The organism is Pollutimonas bauzanensis, from assembly GCF_900129885.1.
In the GTDB taxonomy this organism is placed as follows: Bacteria; Pseudomonadota; Gammaproteobacteria; order Burkholderiales; family Burkholderiaceae_B; genus Pollutimonas; species Pollutimonas bauzanensis.
This window is the reverse complement of sequence record NZ_FQXE01000005.1, coordinates 77620-97377: the sequence shown is the minus strand read 5'-3', so window position 1 is coordinate 97377 and position 19758 is coordinate 77620. Positions and strand designations below refer to the sequence as shown.

Sequence of the window (19758 nt, the reverse complement as noted above, 5' to 3'; positions counted from 1 at the left end):
AGTCATCGCGATTGAGACGCCAATAGTGATCCGCCGCTATCGCTCAATGCGACTCTGCTATGACTCCGCCACCGAGAACGTCTGTGCCACCGAATGGTTAACTGACATTAGCCAATATCTCCTTCAGCTTATCGGTGGCTTGGGACCGCGTAGTGCCCGATATCTTTTTCTCTCCAAGTAAACTGGTTTTCAGTTCCTTGAGAGTCTTCGCCGAAATCAATGTGGCAAGGTCACATTCCATACCTAGGTCTCGTGATACCCGCCATTGCACACGTATGGCGCCAAGGGAGTCTCCGCCAAGATCAAAGAAGTTATCGTGTCGGCCGACCCGAGCAACACTCAACACCTCCTGCCATATCCGCGCGAGTGCCTCTTCCGCCTCGCCCTGCGGCGCCTCGTAGCCTTGCAATGCGAACTCTGGGGCTGGCAGCGACTTGCGGTCCACCTTTCCGTTTGGCGTTAGCGGCAGCGCCGCAAGCACGACGATAGCCGACGGCACCATGTATTCCGGCACAACTTCTCCGAGCTTAGCCCGTAGTTGCTGAGGGTCCAACTCCAGGCTCGCCGCCGCCGTCACATAGCCTACAAGACGCTTCCCGCTCGGACCCTCGTGTACGGTCACTATCGCCTCGCGTACCCCACCCTGCGCCTGTAGCTGCGTCTCGACTTCACCCAACTCAATTCGGAAGCCGCGGATCTTCACCTGGTGGTCGAGTCGGCCTAGATACTCCAGCAGTCCGTTTGTCCTCCAGCGCATCAAGTCCCCTGTGCGGTACAGCCGGCGCCCTGCTTCGCCGAATGGATCTGGCACGAACCGCTGCGCCGTCAGCGCTGTGCGGTTCAGATAGCCCCGGGCCACGCCGTCACCTCCGATGTAGAGTTCTCCCGCCACACTAGCCGGTGCCAGATTCATCTCATGGTCCAACACATACACCTGCGTCGCCGATACCGGTCGCCCCAGCACGATGGGGCCATCGTCGACGTGGTCTACCGTCGACCAGACAGTTGTCTCGGTGGGGCCATACATGTTCCACAGATCCACGCCGACGTCTCGTAACCGCCGCGCTAGGTCCGCGGACAATGCCTCACCGCCGCAGAGCCCCCTGATTCGCAAATGGTCCTCGCCCGCGGCAAGGAGGACTTGCCAACCAGATGGCGTCGACTGCATCACAGTGACACAATGACACTCTACGAGCGCACGCAGCTCAGCCGCATCGCGCGCAGCCGAGCTCGGCGCTACCACAAGTCGTGCGCCGCGCGTCAATGGTAGAAACAGCTCCAGCGCGGCAATGTCAAACGACAGTGAAGTCAACCCCAACAGGACGTCCTCCGCATCAAGCCCCGGCCGATCACTCATGCTATTCAAGAAATTCGATAGTGCGGCGTGGCGCACCATTACCCCCTTGGGCTGCCCAGTCGAGCCGGACGTGTAAATCACATAGGCCAGGTTCTCCGGGTGCACCTTCACTGCGGGATTGCGATGGGGCAGTCCGTTCACGTCTAGCCGATCGAGTTCCAGCGCCGCGACATCCTCTGGCAATGGCAGTGCGTCGCGCACCGTCGACTGCGTCAGTACGAGCGCCAAACCGCTGTCGCTCATCATGTAGGCCAGCCGCTCTGCTGGATATGAGGGGTCCAGCGGCACGTAGGCGCCACCGGCCTTGAGCACCGCCAGCAGTGCCACCACCAGTTCCATCGACCGCTCCAGCGCCACGCCTACCTTCGTCTCCGGGCTCACACCCAGGCCGATCAGGTGGTGCGCCAATCGATTGGCCCGCTCATTCAACTCCGCATAACTCAGTCCCTCGTCGCCATACACCAGCGCTACCGCCTCGGGTGTCAGCGAGACCTGGGATTCGACCTGGTGGTGTACCGGGGACGGTGCTCGGGTCGACACGTCGCCGCGCCCGCTCCCGAGAATTTTCTCCCGCTGCGCAGCATCCAGCAATGCCACCTCGCCCACCCGTTCGCATATTCCTTCGTCCGATACGAGCGAGTGCAGCAACGCAGCATAGTGTGTGGCCAGTTGGCAGATCGTCGCGGGCTCGAACAGCTCGCCTGCATAGGTAAAGTTCGCCAATATGCCACCGTCCTGGCTTTCAAACGTGTTTAAGGCTAGCTCGAACTGCGCCGTCCTCTCGTGCAGCTCGTAGCTTTCGACCTGTATGCCGGGCAGCCTCTGCAGCACGTCACTGCCCAGCCGCTGGTGGTTGTGCATCACCTGGAACAGTGGCGTATGGCTTAGGCTGCGTTCAGGCTTCAACGCCTCCACCAACACATCGAACGGAAGATCCTGATGCGCTTGCGCGCCCATCACCCCACGTTTGACAAGTTCCAGCACCGCGCTCAGCGACATACGGCCGTGTATCTGTGTGCGGATGACTTGCGTGTTCACGAAAAACCCAATCGTTCCCTGCGTCTCGCCTCGGCCTCGGTTTGCGTTAGGAATTCCTATCCGAATATCTGCTTGTCCCGAGTACCGATGCAGCAGAATCTGCAATGCAGACAACAACACTATGAAGGGTGTCGCCCCTTGTGAATGCGCACGCTTGCGGATGCGGCTGACCAAGTCATCTGGCAACTCGATCGGTACGCGCGCTTCACCATACTGCCCCAGCGTCAGGCGTGGATGATCCACCGGCAGTTCCAGCACGGGGTGCTCCTGGCCGAGATAATCCTGCCAGTACGCCAACTGCCGCTCCTGCTCGCCCGCCTCCAGCCAGCCACGCTGCCACACTGCATAGTCCGCGTATTGGATCGGCATTGCCGGCAGCGACACCTCCAGGCCATTCAGGTTCGCCTGGTACGCCTGCACGAACTCCTTGAGCAACACCCCGATGGACCAGCCATCCGACACGATGTGGTGCATCGACACCAGCAACACATGCTCCACCTCGGCCAGCCTGATCACCTCGATTCTCAGCAGCGGGCCGGCCCTTAGGTCAAACGGTCGGCGCCCGAATTTCTCCGCCACGTGCTTTAACCGCGCCTGCGGATCGGTGTCGCCCGTCAAATCCGTGAACGCATAGTCGTATGGCAGCGAATCGTGGATGACCTGCACCGCCATGCCCTCGTCGCGCTGCTCGAAGGTCGTGCGCAGCGATTCGTGCCGCTGGACCAGGACATCGAAGCTCGCGCGCACCGCCGCGACATCCAGCCCGCCCTGGAACCGAAGCCCTCCGGCGATGTGATACGCGCTGCCCTGCGGCTGCAGGTTCCACAGGAACCACTGGCGCTGCTGCGCGTATGACAGCGGCACGGCCTGCCGCTCGCTGGGTGGAATTTTCCGGATCGGCTGTTGCTCGAGCGTGCTGGTCGCCGTGGCCGTGGCCAGCCCCTGCAGCGTTTGGTGTTCGAACAGTTGCCGAACCGCCATCGGTATCCCGGCTTGCTGTGCACCGGAGACCACCTTCAGGCTCAGGATGGAGTCGCCGCCAAGCTCGAAGAAGTTGTCGTGCCGGCCCACCCGCTCGACCCCCAGCACTTCCTGCCAGATCGTGGCCAGGGCCTTTTCCACATCGCCTTGCGGCGGTTCGTAGCCCTGCGATGCGAACTCCGGCGCCGGCAGCGCCTTGCGGTCCACTTTGCCGTTCGGACTCAAAGGCAGAGCATCCAGCACCACGATGCCCGAAGGAACCATATAGTCCGGCAGCGCCGCGCTGACATGGGCTCGGAGCGTGGTGGTATCGAGCACCTGTCCGGCCTGCGCCGTCACATAGCCCACCAGCCGCGCCCCGCCCGGGCCCTCCTGCGCCGTCACGATCGCCTCGCGCACCCCGGGCTGTGCCTGCAACTGTGCTTCCAACTCGCCCAGCTCGATGCGGAAGCCCCGTATCTTCACCTGGTGGTCGATCCGACCCAGGTACTCCAGCGCGCCCGCATCGTTCCAGCGCGCCAGATCCCCTGTGCGGTACAGCCGGCCGCCGTCCTCCCCGTACGGATCCGGCACAAACCGCTCCGCCGTCAGACCAGGCTTGCCCTCGTAGCCGCGGCCCAGCCCCGCGCCGCCAAGGTACAACTCGCCGGGAACCCCTGGCGGCGCCAGGTTCATCGAGGCGTCCAGCACGTAGGTCTGCACATTGTCGATCGGCCGGCCGATCGGCACCACCGCGTCGCCCGCGGAACATGTCCAGTGCGTGACGTCGATCGCCGCTTCCGTCGGCCCGTACAGGTTGTACAGCCTGGCCTGCGGCAACAACGCCAGCGTCCGGTCTTGCAACGCGGCCGGCAGCGCCTCGCCGCTGCATACAATGCGATGGATCCCGATGCACTGGGCCGCTCCGTCATGCTCAACGAAGGCTTGCAGCATCGAGGGCACGAAGTGCAGCGTCGTGACCTGGTGCCGCTCGATCAGGGCCACCAGCTCGGCCGGATCGCGGTGCGCGCCCGGCGGTGCGACGGCCAGCCGGGCGCCCGCCATCAGCGGCCAGAAGAACTCCCACACCGACACGTCGAAACTGAACGGGGTCTTCTGCAGCACCGTGTCGCTACTGTCCAGGCCGTAGGCCTGTTGCATCCAGTCAAGTCGGTTCGCCAGTGCGCCGTGACGGTTGCCTGCGCCCTTGGGCCGGCCGGTCGAGCCCGAGGTGTAGATCACGTAGGCCAGGTTCTCCGGATGCACCGTCACCTCCGGGTTGCTCGCCGGCCGCGCGCTGACATCGAGCCTGTCCACCTCCAGCGCCGTCACGCCTTCGGGCAAGGGCAGCGCCTGGCGCGAAACCGAGTGCGTCAGCACCAGTTCCAGCCCGCTGTCGACCATCATGTAAGCTAGCCGCTCGGCCGGGTATGACGGATCCAACGGCACATAGGCGCCGCCCGCCTTGAGCACCGCCAAGAGCGCCACCACCAGTTCCACCGACCGCTCCAGTGCCACGCCCACCTTCGTCTCCGGACCCACGCCCAGGCCGATCAGGTGATGCGCCAGGCGGTTGGCCCGCGCGTTCAGCTCGGCATAGCTCAAGGCCGCTTCGCCGTACACCAGCGCCTGCGCGTCCGGCGCCAGTTGTGCTTGCGACTCAATGTGACCGTGTATTAACCCTTGGGCTCCACCCGTGTGCGCCTGCCCTTGATGCGACAAGGCTCCCAAATATTGGGCATCAGCCTCCGGAAGTTCACACGCATTCCAAACGCACCGGTCGTCGTCGCTCGAAATTGCCTCTAAAACCGTAGCAAATAAATCAATCAGGCGAGGAACCACCGCTGCCGATCCAGGATGCTCAGCGTATTCAACGGCAACTTCGACTGAGGCGGCCGAGACTGCCAAATCGATGCCTAGGTCAAATTTCAACGGTGACCTTTCGGCAATCCAAGGAACGAGTGTCGCTTCACCAAGCGCAATTTCCTGAGACCTGGATTGCGGCCTGAAGTTAAAGAGCGATTGAAAGAGCGGTCCCGCGCCAAGAGATCCGCGCTTTCTGAGCCGATCTGCCACCAGTTCCATCGGGCAACCGGCGTGATCAATCGCTGCAATCACGTTCCGGCCTACATCACGAACAAAGTCTCCTATTGCTTGCTCAGGCCGAACTTCGATCGTGAAGGGAAGGGTGTTAACAAAATACCCCACGACGTCCATATGCGAGCTTTCACCACGTCCGGCATACGGAACACCTACAATCAGCCGACGCCTCCCAGAATATGTCCACAGCACCAATTGCCACGCGGCAAAGTACAGGACAAACGGTGACAAGGCCATATCCTGGGACCGTCTGAGGACTTTGGTCGCTAGATCTGATGGCAAGTGGAAGAGTTGCCGCCTGGCTATTTCGACATCACTCCCATCGCTCGTTCCCTCCGGAAGGATGTCGAAGCGAGATATGTCCGAACCGATAGATTCTTCCCAATATGCAACATCAGTATCGAACACGCCGGCCGCGCTCAGGTCTCGCTGTAGCTTCGCATACTGTCCGAACGTCGACTCCGCCCCAGCCTTGAAGTCATCACGGCCCGCCAAGGCCGAGCTATAGGCAACCGCCAGATCACGAAGCAAAAGATCATTTGACCATGCGTCGCAAATCAGATGATGCATGGCTATAACCAGCGCGGATTGCTGCCCGACGCTGGAGACCAAGGTCACCCTCAGGAGAGGAGCTCGGCCCAGATCAAATCGGCATATTGATTCGGCCTCAACGAGGCCTTGCAGCTCGGAACCAATCTCCCCGCTTGCACTAATCTGGGCTAGCTCAAAGGGCGCTTCCGGCAGAACCTTCTGAACGGGGCAGGTTTCACTCTCCAAAAATATGGTCCGAAGCGCCGAGTGCCGTTCGATGAGCGCTTGAAACGCGATCTGAAGGCACGTCACGTCCAGCGTCCCCTTGACGAGGAACGAGTGGACCGTATTGTAGGGATCGACCTCATTCGATAACTTGTGAGAGAGCCAAAGCATCTCCTGTCCGAACGATAACGGATAGGTCGCAAAGTCAGTACGAACGTTCCTAACAGGCAGGTTATTCATTTTGTCCCTCGTTACTGATAGCGATTAGGCAGCAGATCGAGCTGGTCATGGATCATGAGGAAGCCCTCAAAGCGTCTCCGCAAGCGGCTGACCGTCGCCGAGGCGAGGCAGCCGCATCGCCCCGTCAGCCCTGCAGGAGGTAATCTGCAGCGTGCTTCTCTATGTTGGAATTTTCTTGCGCGATTGAGTCGATATGGCTTGCCAGCGCCCGAATCGACCGGTTCGTCAATACGCCGCCCGGCTTGAGATCGACGCGTAAGATTTCACGAATCTTTGCTGCGAGACGAATGGCTTGGAGCGAATGAAGGCCCACATCAAAGAAATCGTCATCAATTTCTATGCGCCGCCCTCCTATCAGGCCAGCGATCGCGTCGACGATGAATCGTTCCACGTACGTACCTGAGCGAACGGCACGTATTTCCACCACCTCCTGACCAGGCCGTACGGGTAGGATAGACGACAGCTTTTGTCGATCGATCTTTCCGTTGGCAAGGCGCGGTATCTCATCAATGACGGAGAAATAGCTAGGGATGAAAGCGTCCGGAAGGTATTTTTGCAACGATCTTCGGGCGGCTGCATGAGCGCCGACGGAAAAGTCCAGCCTACCTACCAGGTATGCTGCCAGTTCGGTCTCTCCTTTATCGCGCGTCGGGCATACAACTGCCTGTTGTATGCCCGGCAGGCGCAGACATGCGAGTTCGACCTCTCTCAATGCGATCCGATATCCGCGGATCTTCACTTGATCGTCGATTCGTCCCGTCAACGCAAGTCTTCCATCAGCGGACTGTCTTGCCAGATCACCGGTTCCGTAGAACCTTTCCCCGGGCGAGTCGGGAAGCTGCACAAAGCCGTCGCCGGGGAGTTGACCTAAATAGCCCCGGCATACCTGCGCACCAGCAATATAGATTTCACCCTCTTCCCCACGTTTCACCAGCCGCCCATCCTGGTCGCGGATGGAGATGTAATTGTTCGATAGAGCAGCGCTCAGGGGCAGGCCCCATTCGCCGGCTTCGAAAGCCTCTTTCTCGCCCAAACGATGTACGAGAACACCGACTGTGCACTCTGTTGGACCATAGTGGTTGTAGATGACTGCTGACGGGTGGATTTCGCGAATCTTGCCTACGAGCGCACTGTTTGCGGGCTCGCCGCCAAGAATAACTATCTTCGGCATCATGCACCCCGGAGCCTCGATTAGAACCTCTAGCTGAGACGGCACGACTTTCAAGCAGTCGATGCGCTCCTCACGAATGAACGCGGAGTAAGCGACTGGGTCTTGCATCTGCCCCTCAGTGGCGACGACAAGCGTCGCGCCGGAGAACAACGCCCCGTAAAGGGTTGTGTTTCCCAGATCCGCTGCGACCCCCGAAGACAGCGCTAAACGCAGCTTATGGTCAAAACCGCACGCCAAGGAGATCGCCGCAGCATAGTTAAGCAACTGAGCATGCTCGACAACGACCCCCTTTGGCACCCCCGTCGAGCCTGAGGTGTAGATGACGTATGCCGCATCTGTTGGGCTGGGAAGGTCCGGAACATGCCGCGGATGTTTAACAGCAGCGGCGAGCTGGCTAACATCGGCGGTGGCCAGGCCCCACTGAATAGGATCCATCACATTCGACACGAGCATCATTTTCGGGGCAGCGTTGGCCAAGATGTACTGACAGCGCTCCACTGGCCATGCTTCATCTAGCGGCAGATACGCTGCCCCAGTACGCATGACGCCAAGAATGGCGATTACCAAATCGAGCGATCTGGGCATGCGGACGGCGACGATATCTCCTGGCCGAATACCGGCCAGGGCAAGTCCGGCGGCCGTAGCTGCGACCCGTTCCATTAAGCCACCGTATGATAGTTCCACATTCGCCATTCGAAGCGCGATTTGGTCTGGAACCGACGCATTCCACGCCTCAAGCCTGTCGAATAAGGTTTGCTCCACGAATTGCACAGTGCTACCAGTCAAGCAAGACACTTCCGAATCGTTCATATAGCCTCCGTCTTGAATTTTGCGCAATAGGCTCTCGACGGCACCATCTCTCCCATGGCGACGACGATCTTCCGTTGCCCTTCATAAGGGTCGCGAGCATGGGCTGTGAGCATATTGTCCAGAAGCACTACGTCACCCTCTGCCCAACTGAACCGGACAGCGCAGGCATCATAGGCTTCAGATAGTGCCCGTAGATTTTCTACTTCTATAGGCTCGCCTCCGCCGTACCGGACATTACGAGGCAGTCTGTCTTCACCGACCATAGACAAGAGATACTCCCTCAGGTCTGGGGCCAAAAAAAAGGGGTGATGCAACTGGATCTGGTTAAACAGAGCCCGTTGCTGCGTAATGGGATGCTCGATGACAGCCGGACTCAGGTTCGTCATTTGCAAGTCGTCATCGCCTAGCCATAGGCAGTCCATACCAGCGGCTCGACAAACTTGCTCTGCGGTCTGCCTATCCTCCGTATGAAAGAAGTCCTGCCAGCGAACATCCAGCCCGTCAGTGAATGTCCTGATGTACAGAAGACCTTCAATCGCCAGTCTTTCACTGAACGCGGGCGGGATATGTTCCAGGATCTGTCGGCAGTCGACGAGCGGTGTCGCTCCACCCTTGACGGATGGCAGCTCGCAGTAGAACCATTGCTTTCTCGGCCACTTGTCGAGGTGTGAGCTCTCGTTATGGAAAAGAATCATCTCGCTTTCGGGATAAGGCGTTGAGCGATATGCCCGCTTGGCACCTTCCTTCGGCGGCAGATCGCCATACTCGCCGTATAACTCATCGCACATTGCACCAGCGAAGCGCTCAAAAGTCTCGATCGTACCGATTCCGAACCCACGAAACAGGATCGCTCCACGAGCGCATAATAGTTCGTCAATCAAGGCAAGATTTTGTGAGGCCCAACTGATGGCGTCTATGGTCGGCGCGCCCGCGCACACCACTGCTGGGCGCGATATCGCGCCGCTCGTGGGCCAGACTTGCTGTATGACTTGCTTGGAGTCAATAGTAATAGTTTGCTCACTCACGATAACCCCATTGATTGAGTTAATTCATTCTTTCGATAGCGATATGCACGCAGCCTGGGCCGCTACCAAACTGATGCATCGACGCGCCTACCCCCGACCGCAGCAATGTCAGGGAAGACGTTCATAAACTTCGTTTCCGGAGAATTCACGAGACGTTTGATCAGTTGACGCCATTGCCGCAGCACCGCCGGCATCGACTCCGTACCAAATAATGCTTTCGAATAATGGCACCGGTACTTGAGCCCGTTGGAGGATTCCGTGAGAAAGAACTCCATCCCGAACTTCGAATAACTCGCGGCGACATCGACCGAATTGATATCCAGTCCCTCAATGCGGAAATTCCCTGTGGGGAAGTTCTGCATGACAAATAGCGAATTAATCAAGCCGCCCGCAGGCCGAATGCCGGCCTCTCTGGCACATTGAACAATCTGGTCTGTAGGCAATTCGGCGTGGTCAAGAACAGTTCGGAGCGATTTAGCGGTCCGCTCCGAAAAATCCCTGAACGTTAGTACTTCGGCAGAATTCGCGAGTGTCGATCTAACTGGTACCACGTTAACGAAGTAGCCAACCATTCGTTGCGTGTCTCCATGGTCGCGACCCGCCACATCGACGCCGACCACAATGTCTGGCGCTCCAGTTAGCCGATGCAAGACGGCAAGATGTGCGGATAACAGCACAGTAAAGAGGGTTACACCCAAGTCGATGCAGAGACTATCCAGCCCCTTCAGTTCCGACCATGGTACTAATGCATCGATGCAATTGGCGGCAGGAGTGTATTGCCCTCCGGCCTGCTGGCCTGGAAGAGCGGCTACTCCCTTGAAATCGGCCAGATAGTTCGCCCAGAACTTTCTAAGCGCAATCCCCCTCACTCCGCTCAGCAGCTTTTCGTGCCAAGCACCGAAATCAACATACTGCAGCTCACCCGAGGGTGGAATATCTAACGCCTTATTCGTCAAACGAAGCCGATAGCATGAGGATAGCTGGTCGAGAAGAATTCCCAATGACCATCCATCGGCAATCAGATGGTGCATCGACACTGCGATGATGTGCCGGTCAGTCGAGATTTCGTACACGCGAGCACGCCAGAGCGGGCCGGTCACCAAATCAAAAGAAATTCTCGCGAAATCGCTGAGAACCGACTCGATGTGTTTTCTTCCGTCGATCTCGTCGGACACTAGGACTTCCACCTCGACGTAGTCAACCGATTCGACATCGATTGATAGGGTAGGCCTGCCATGCATGTCCGGATATCTCGTACGCAGAATTTCGTGCCTAAACATCAGATCTGCGAAGCTCGCTCTTAGCACATGACGGTCTAGCTTCCCTCTGATCTCGAATGCTCCCACGATGTTGTAAAGCGCCGGCTCCGCAGTGAACTGGCACGCGACCCACAGACCGACTTGCTGCGGAGCCAGCGCCATCTCGACATTCCGGTCAATGGACTCGAACGGCAGGCGCGGCACAGCGTCCTCCATTGAGTCTCGTCGAATTTCGAGAAAGGCAGCGAGTTCCGCAATCGAGGGATGGCTAAATACGGCCCCGAGCGGCAGTTCTATGCCGCATGCTTTTCGTACCCTTGCCGTCATTTGAACGGCAAGAATTGAATGGCCACCCAGCTCGAAGAAACTTTCATCTACACCGATGCCGTCAATACCGAGTATCTCTCGCCATACTTCAGCGATCGCCCGCTCTATGTCTGTCGAGGCGGCCCTGACCTCATGCTTGCGGGAGCCGGCGCCATATTCGCGAAGAAGCCCCCGGTCCAGTTTTCCGTTCGCCGTCAACGGGATCCGCGGCAACACGACGATATGAGGTGGAACCATGTGCGGCGGCAATTGCGACCGTAAATGATCTCTGACGATTGCACTCAACGACTGGATATACTTCGCTACCACCGGTTCGCTAAACGTTCGGCCCGCTGCGAGATATTCGCTTTGTTCGATAGAATTTGCTGAAGCATTCTGGCCGTCCTCATGGCTCGATGGGCGGTAGAAATGAACATCGATTAAGCCGCTGTCCGGGTCGGAGCCCCATTCAGTCTCGACGGACCATCCGTGCTCATCTCCAAGCCGGTACAGGTCGGACGGATCAAGGCCGGCTGTAGAGAAGCGCATTTTGGCACGGTTCGCCGCTAGCACCGTGTCCTCGTCGGAACTTGCACTCAACGCACGCACCAGCGCTACATCGGCCATGACTCTCGAATTTGGTACACCAATAATGCGGACCGATGAATGTGTCGCACGGCTCAACAGGTCGCGGACCCAGCCAAAGTCCGCGCCGTCGGGCATCGCAACGATGGAACTTGACGCGCCTCGACTCTGGCGATGCCCCTTGGTTAGCAGCGCATCGTAACGATAGGCGCTGAGCTCATTGGCATATCGTGCGTCCTTGAGTCGCACTTCGACATCGAGAAGGCCTGCCTCTCGTGCAACGAGCCTAAGCGCTTGCGCGTCTATGAGAAGCTCGTCATCCTCCATTACCGCCTTTTCAATCAAATGGCGGATACTTTGCACGCTCAAGTCGCCACTGGCACGAGCCATCTGAATTGCCGTGTGAAAGCTGGCTTGGTTCGCGTACGGCCGAAGGTCGCCCAGAAAGATCGCTCCGTTCTCCGTCAAGCGTGAGACCGCGCTACCAAGCACTTCATGAAAGTACTCCCACGACGGAAAATACTGCGCAACGGAGTTGATGATGATCGTGTCGAAGGGGCCGCCCACGCAGTCAGCCAGTTGGTTCGCTTGCGAAGTGAACAGCTTGACGTTCGTGTATCCGTTTTTTGCAACCCATTGCGTCAAGTTTGATATTGCGGATTGAGAGAAATCGATACCCGTATAGGACTCGCAGGCAGGGGCAATATGCTGCAGTACTAGCCCTAGGCCGCAGCCAATTTCCAATACCTTGCGTGGCCTTAGATCCTTTATGCGACGCACCGTGCCAAGCAGCCACTCATTCATTTCCTCGAATGGTATAGGCCGATCGCTATAACTACTATTCCAGCCAACAAAGCTCGGACTGAACGGCGCCGTTTCGTAGGTGGTGTCAAAAATCTCCTCCCAGTCTTCGGCCAAATTGCTGGCCAGTGGGTCGTCCGACTGTCGGCGAATCTCAGCCTGCTCACGAATACCTTGCAGGTCTGGCACAACGAATAACGTCAGTCTCCTATCATTCGCATCGGTGTCGATCACTACCGCTTCAGCATCCTGCACTGCGGCATGACCGCGCGCGGCGGCCGATACCTCTCCCAGTTCGATCCTGAATCCACGCAGCTTTACTTGCTGGTCTGACCGACCGATATACTCTAGATGATTGTCGCTCGTCCATCTTGCAAGATCACCGGTCTTGTATAGGCGCCCACCCTCAGCTTCACCATACGGGTCCGGAATATATCGACCTGCGGTAAACGCCGGCTTTAATAGATAGCCTCGCGCCAATCCCGGCCCACTGACGTATATCTCGCCTGGCGTACCAGGCTTTACCTTCTCCAACCTGTCGTCAAGCACATACCATTTCAGATCCGGAAGAGGTCCGCCGATTGGACTGCCTTGCGATTTTCGCTCAAACGTAGGGCGATCTATTTCGCAAAAACTAACATGTACGGTGGTTTCAGTTATGCCATACATGTTTAACAATTTTGGCTGTTCAAAGCCGAGCCTATCGAACCACGCGGTTAGCACGCCTAAATCGAGGGCTTCTCCGCCAAAGATAACGTAACGCAGCGGCAAGTCCACCGATTGCTCCACCTCATTCAACAGCGCCACCATCGTTTGGCGAAAAGCAGATGGAGTCTGGTTCAATACCGTGATCCCTTCACTGATTATTAGATTCGAGAACGCCTCGGGATCGCGTGCGGTATCCTGCGGCACGATGACCAGTCGGCCGCCATGCGTCAATGCGCCAAATATCTCCCACACCGAGAAGTCGAAGGAGTATGAATGGTATAGAGACCACACGTCCCTTTTATCGAACCGAAACAGCGGCTGCGTGGTGTCTAAGAGTCGGCAGACGTTATCGTGGGTAACAACTACGCCCTTAGGGTCTCCAGTAGATCCGGAGGTGTATATGACATATGCCATATTCGCAGCATGCGCACATATAGAGCTCTCCTCATCGAGGCTCACATCGCCCACATCAATTTCCAGGGCCTCATCAACTAGAATCAGGCTCGCGCCTAGGCTCTGCAATCGCTCGCGCAGCTGTCTTTGTGAAAGTATTATTTTGGCGCCGCTGTCGGCGAGCATATATTTCAGGCGGTCCTTCGGGTAACTCGGATCCAGCGGGAGATACGCCGCACCGACTCTTAGAATTGCAAGGATGGCGACGATTAACGCCGGAGATCTATCCGTCGACACCCCGACGATTGTTTCGGGGCCAATTCCAGCGGCACGCAGTTGCGATGCCACATGCTGTGAGGCCTTATCTAGCTCACCATATGTGAGCTGCGTGTCGCCCTGAGATATCGCGACCGCCTTCGACCGTCGCTTCGCGTGTGCAAGCACCCTCTGGTGGAGGCTCATCATGGTGTCGTTATGATGACTATGTGCCAGGGCTTGGACCGCTGCGGGCTTTGGCGCAGTCGCCCGGTTGATCTCTCCGACAGTCTTGGCTTTCCCTTCCAGCATCGACACAAGCAAAGACTCAAATTGACTCGCCATACCGGCTACGGACTCTTCGGTAAACTTTGTGCGGTCAAAGACGATATTGAGGATCACATCATCGTCGACCAGAAAACGTACATTCAGAGGATAGTGCGGCTGCTCGACAATTCGTATTTGTTTTAATTTCAATGAGCTCGCCACCTCGGTGGCTGTCGGCGAGATATTCTTTGGATAGTTTTGATAAGCCAGTAACGCGTCGAACAAAGATGTGCCGGCTGTGATACCGCATGCCAACTGAATTTCAGCCAGTGGCGTGTGCTGATGTTGCATCATGGCGGCCAGGTCGCAGTGGATTCCCCATAGCCATTCGCTCAATGGCGCTTCCGGGTCTACCCACACACGGGCTGGCAGCGCGTTAATAAAAAGGCCGATTACCCGCTCGATGCCGTCAAGTTGTGGCGGCCGCCCAGATGCGGCCACCCCGAAAACCACGTCCTGGGTCCCCTGCATTGCCGACGCTAAAAGCGCCCAACCACCTTGCATGACGACATTCCGGGTGACATGCAGATCGCGCGCATATTTCTCTAACTCCGTCACAGTGACTTGCAGCCGAATCTCGTATGTGGAATAGACATCGTGGGAGGGATGACTGACGCCGCTGCCGCTCGTGGCCGGCTGATAACCGTCAAGCACTTTGCGCCAATAGTCCAGGTCTTCCGCAGCGGGTCTGTTCTGTATCCATCCTAGGAAGTCCCAGAAACTGGGTTGCTCCGCCCTAAGGGCAATAGTCGTCGAATGCCTCATATCCCCGCCGCACTCATATGCCTCGCAGAAGGCGCTAAATAGCAAGGGGGCCGACCACCCGTCCATTAAGATATGGTGAAAATGCAGAATGAATCGATACTGCTGGCTTGGAAGTCTGATCAAGCTCGCCCACATAAGGGGGGCTCTGTCCAAATGGAACGATCGAGACCGCTCCGCGCGCAGCAAGCTCTCGACTGCAGTGTCGATGCCCTCTTCGCCGGCATCACTCCAATCCAGGAATTGAACTGGCATGCGTGCGTCTTCGTTGACACGCTGCCGGATTTCGCCGTCTAGGCTCTCGAAGAATTCCGCCTTTAGGGACGTGTGTTGAGCAAGCACACTATCCCAGGCGAGCTGGAACCTATCTACGTCCAGTTCAGCACTGATCTCGTAAACGGTGGATGACACGTACATAGCCGAATTGGGGGCAAAGCGGCTATGAAACACTAGGCCCATCTGCATGGGAGACAGCGGATACCCGTCTACGACACTGTTGGACGCCTCAAATGACAGGCTTCCATTCGTGTGGTCGGCTGCCTGGATCGGTATATCTGCCTCAGTGACCATAGATAGATCAGCTATGGTCTGTCGCCGAAATACGTCGCTCAACTGAACTTTCCATCCTTCAGCGCGGGCTCGACTGACAAAGCGCGTGCTGGAGATCGAGTCGCCTCCAAGCTGGAAGAAGTTGTCATGGCGCCCAACCTGCTCAACACCCAAGATATCTTGCCATATTCGCGCCAGCGCCTCTTCCACCTCACCTAGCGGTGCTTCGTAGTCCTGCGAAGCGAACTCAGGCCTCGGTAGCCGCTTGCGATCCACCTTGCCGTTCGGCGTCAGCGGCAGTGCCTCCAGAGCCATGATCGCCGATGGCACCATATATTCAGGAAGCAACTCGCCAAGCTTGGCCCGCAGCGTTTGAGCCTCCAGTGTGTGGCCGGCCTGAGCAGTCACGTAGGCCACGAGCCGCGTCCCCGACGGACCCTCCAGCGCGGTGACCACAGCTTCCCGAACGCCGGACTGCGCGTGTAGTTGAGCTTCCAGCTCGCCCAATTCGATCCTGAATCCGCGGATCTTGACTTGATAGTCGATTCGGCCCAGGTACTCCAGCATCCCTTTTGCCGTCCACCGCGCCAAGTCTCCCGTGCGGTACAGCCGGCTCCCTCCGACGTCAAGCGGATTTGGCACGAAGCGCTCAGCCGTCAGTCCTGCTCGACTCTGATACCCCCGCGCCAATCCCTGCCCACCAAGATGGACTTCGCCTGCCACGCCCGGCGGCGCTAGCTGACCGCCTGCATCCAACACGTACACATGAGTATTTCGAACCGGGTGGCCCAAGCCAATATCTGGTCCCGTCACCCGGTCCACCATCGACCAAATGGTCGTCTCGGTCGGGCCATACATATTCCACAGCGTCACACCGGCGTCATGCAATCGACGTGCTAACTCGGCCGGCAGCGCTTCGCCACCGGACAACCCCTTTATTTCTAGCCTGTCGTTGCCGCCGGCAAGGAACAGCTGCCATCCCGACGGCGTAGACTGCATGACGGTGACACCGTGCCGCTGGATAAGCTGTCGCAACTCGGCACCGTCGCGCGCCGCGTCTGCTTGCGCGAGCAACAGCCTCGCCCCGCATACCAATGGCAGGTAGAGTTCGAGCGCTGCAATATCAAATGAGAGAGACGTCACAGCCAGGAGTACGTCATCGTCGTTCAGGCCTGGTTGCGTCGTCATGCTGCGCAGAAAGTTTGATAGTGCGGCGTGGCGCACCATTACCCCCTTGGGCTGCCCAGTCGAGCCGGACGTGTAAATCACATAGGCCAGGTTCTCCGGGTGCACCTTCACTGCGGGATTGCGATGGGGCAGTCCGTTCACGTCGAGCCGATCGAGTTCCAGCGCCGCGACATCCTCTGGCAATGGCAGTGCGTCGCGCACCGTCGACTGCGTCAGTATGAGCGCCAAACCGCTGTCGCTCATCATGTAGGCCAGCCGCTCTGCTGGATATGAGGGGTCCAGCGGTACGTAGGCGCCACCGGCCTTGAGCACCGCCAGCAGTGCCACCACCAGTTCCATCGACCGCTCCAGCGCCACGCCTACCTTCGTCTCCGGGCTCACGCCCAGGCCGATCAGGTGGTGCGCCAATCGATTGGCCCGTTCATTCAACTCCGCATAACTCAGTGCCTCGTCGCCATAGATCAGTGCTATGGCCTCTGGTGTCTGCGGTGCCTTGGATTCGATTTGGTGGTGTACCGGGGGTGGTGCTGGGTTGTCGCCGTCTGCGTGCCCGCTGCTGAGGATTTTCTCTTTCTGCGTGGCATCCAGCAATTCCACTTCGCCCACTCGTTCGGCTTTTCGTTCTTCCTCTACGAGCGCTTTTAGGATTGTGGCGTAGTGTGTGGCGAGTTGGTCGATGGTGGTGTGCTCGAACAGTTCGTTTGCATAGGTGAAGTTGGCCGATATGTTTCCGTCTTGGTTTTCAGACGTGTTTAGGGTTAGCTCGAACTGGGCCGTTCTCTCGTGTATGTCGTAGTTTTCGACTTGTATGCCGGGCAGGGTCTGGAGTACGTCATTGCCCCGCTGCTGGTGGTTGTGCATTACCTGGAACAGTGGTGTGTGGCTTAGGCTGCGTTCTGGCTTTAGTGCCTCCAGCAGCACATCGAACGGCAGTTCTTGATGCGTTTGCGCGTGCTTTACGCCATGTTTGACTGTTTCCAGCACGGGGCTCATCGGGGTGTGGTCGTTTATTTTTGTTCGGATTACTTGCGTGTTCACGAAGAATCCGATCGTTCCCTGCGTTTCGTGTCTGTCTCGGTTTGCGTTTGGAATTCCTATGCGAATGTCTGTTTGTCCCGAGTACCGATGCAGCAGAATCTGCAATGCAGACAACAACACTATGAAGGGAGTCGCCCCTTGTGAATGCGCACACTTGCGGATGCGGCTGACCAAGTCATCTGGCAACTCGATCGGTACGCGCGCTTCACCATACTGCCCCAGCGTCAGTCGCGGATGATCCACCGGCAGTTCCAGCACGGGGTGCTCCTGGCCAAGGTAGTCCCGCCAGTACGCCAACTGCCGCTCCTGCTCGCCCGCCTCCAGCCAGCCACGCTGCCACACCGCATAGTCCGCGTATTGGATCGGCATTGCCGGCAGCGACACCTCCAGGCCGTCCAGGTTCGCCTGGTACGCCTGCACGAACTCCTTGAGCAACACCCCGATGGACCAGCCATCCGACACGATGTGGTGCATCGACACCAGCAGCACATGCTCTGCCTCGGCCAGCCTGATCACCTCGATTCTCAGCAGCGGGCCGTTCGTTAGGTCGAAGGGTCGGCGCCCGAATTTCTCCGTCACGTGCTTTAACCGCGCCTGCGGATCGGTGTCGCCCGTCAAATCCGTGAACGCATAGTCGTATGGCAGCGAATCGTGGATGACCTGCACCGCCATGCCCTCGTCGCGCTGCTCGAAGGTCGTGCGCAGCGATTCGTGCCGCTGGACCAGGACATCGAAGCTCGCGCGCACCGCCGCGACATCCAGCCCGCCCTGGAACCGAAGCCCTCCGGCGATGTGATACGCGCTGCCCTGCGGCTGCAGGTTCCACAGGAACCACTGACGCTGCTGCGCATGCGACAGCGGCAGTCCACGGCGCTGCATCTCAGGAATGACCGAGATCGGCTCTTCGACCGCCTGATCACCGATCGCCGCAGCCAGAGCCTGCAGCGTCTGGTGTTCGAACAACTGGCGCACCACCGTGGACAATCCCGCCCGCCGGGCTTCCGACACCATCCTCAGGCTCAGGATGGAGTCCCCACCGAGCTCGAAGAAGTTGTCGTTCCGGCCCGCCCGCGGCACACCCAGTACCCGCCGCCAGACGCCCGCCAGCGCGGTCTCGATCTCGCCCACCGGCACCTCATATCCCACCGACACAAACTCCGGCGCCGGCAACGCCTTTCTGTCCACCTTTCCGTTGGCGGTCAGCGGCAGCACATCCAATACCACCACCACCGACGGCACCATGTACTCCGGCAACACGGCGCCCAGTCGGACACGCAACGTCGCACTGTCGAGCACCTCTCCGGCCTGCGCCGTCACATAGCCCACCAGCCGTATGCCGGCCGGGCCCTCCTGCGCCGTGACCACCGACTCCCGCACCCCGGCCTGCGCCTGCAGTTGCGCCTCCACCTCGCCCAGCTCGATCCGGAACCCCCGGATCTTGACCTGTTGGTCGATGCGACCCAGGTACTCCAACTGACCCTCGCCGTTCCAGCGCGTCAGGTCGCCCGTGCGATACAGCCGACCGCCGTCCTCACTGAACGGGTCCGGCACGAACCGCTCCGCCGTCAGACCAGCCCGATTCAGGTAGCCGCGCGCCAACCCGTCTCCGGCCACGTGCAATTCGCCCGCCACACCTGCCGGCACCAGGTTGCCGTCGCCATCGAGCACATACAACCCCAGGTCCGGGATCTGCCGGCCTACCGGGCTGCGCTCCCCCGCCACATCCGCCTGCGTGATCGGCCGGTAGGTCACGTGCACCGTCGTCTCGGTGATCCCGTACATGTTCACCGGCCGAGGCTGTGCATCGCCGTACTGCGCGATCCATGGCCCCAGCGTGCGCGGATCCAGCGCCTCGCCACCGAAGATCACCGTGCGCAGCGACAACCCGCCGTCGTACACCCCAGGCACCTGCATCAGTTGCCGGAACGCCGAAGGCGTCTGGTTCAATACCGTCACCCCTTCGCGGCGCAGCAGCGCCAGGAATTCGTCGGGCGAGCGGCTCACCAGCTGCGGCACCACCACCAGCTTGCCGCCGTGGCACAGCGCACCGAACACCTCCCACACCGAGAAGTCGAACGCATACGAGTGGAACAAGGTCCACACGTCCGACGGCCTGAAGCCGAACCACGC

4 protein-coding genes (1 of these 4 only partly in view) are annotated in these 19758 nt (G+C 58.8%); all 4 read right to left on the bottom strand.

Translation table 11 applies throughout. The features are described 5' to 3' along the window. Nucleotides 1-97 precede the first annotated feature (97 nt). Nucleotides 98-6451, bottom strand: coding sequence for a non-ribosomal peptide synthetase (locus BUB23_RS10970; RefSeq protein WP_084135963.1), 6354 nt, complete (start codon nucleotides 6449-6451; stop codon nucleotides 98-100). 124 nt (nucleotides 6452-6575) lie between these two features. Continuing rightward, nucleotides 6576-8432: a non-ribosomal peptide synthetase gene (locus tag BUB23_RS10965; RefSeq protein WP_073103168.1), complete on the bottom strand. Its 1857-nt coding sequence runs from the start codon at nucleotides 8430-8432 to the stop codon at nucleotides 6576-6578. Further along, entirely contained in the window at nucleotides 8429-9457 is a 1029-nt protein-coding gene (locus BUB23_RS10960; RefSeq protein WP_073103167.1) for a TauD/TfdA family dioxygenase, read from the bottom strand. The genes BUB23_RS10965 and BUB23_RS10960 overlap by 4 nt, the downstream gene beginning before the upstream one ends. A 62-nt stretch (nucleotides 9458-9519) precedes the next feature. Continuing rightward, nucleotides 9520-19758: the 3' portion of a non-ribosomal peptide synthetase gene (locus tag BUB23_RS10955; RefSeq protein ID WP_073103166.1), read on the bottom strand. The gene runs 3927 nt beyond the window's last position; the window shows 10239 of its 14166 coding nt (coding positions 3928-14166); its start codon lies off the right edge, out of view; its stop codon occupies nucleotides 9520-9522.

Bases quoted from the DNA above. Each gene is read 5' to 3' on its own strand.
- BUB23_RS10970 (WP_084135963.1), bottom strand. From the start codon at position 6,451: ATGAATAACCTGCCTGTTAGGAACGTTCGTACTGACTTTGCGACCTAT.
- BUB23_RS10965 (WP_073103168.1), bottom strand. From the start codon at position 8,432: ATGAACGATTCGGAAGTGTCTTGCTTGACTGGTAGCACTGTGCAATTC.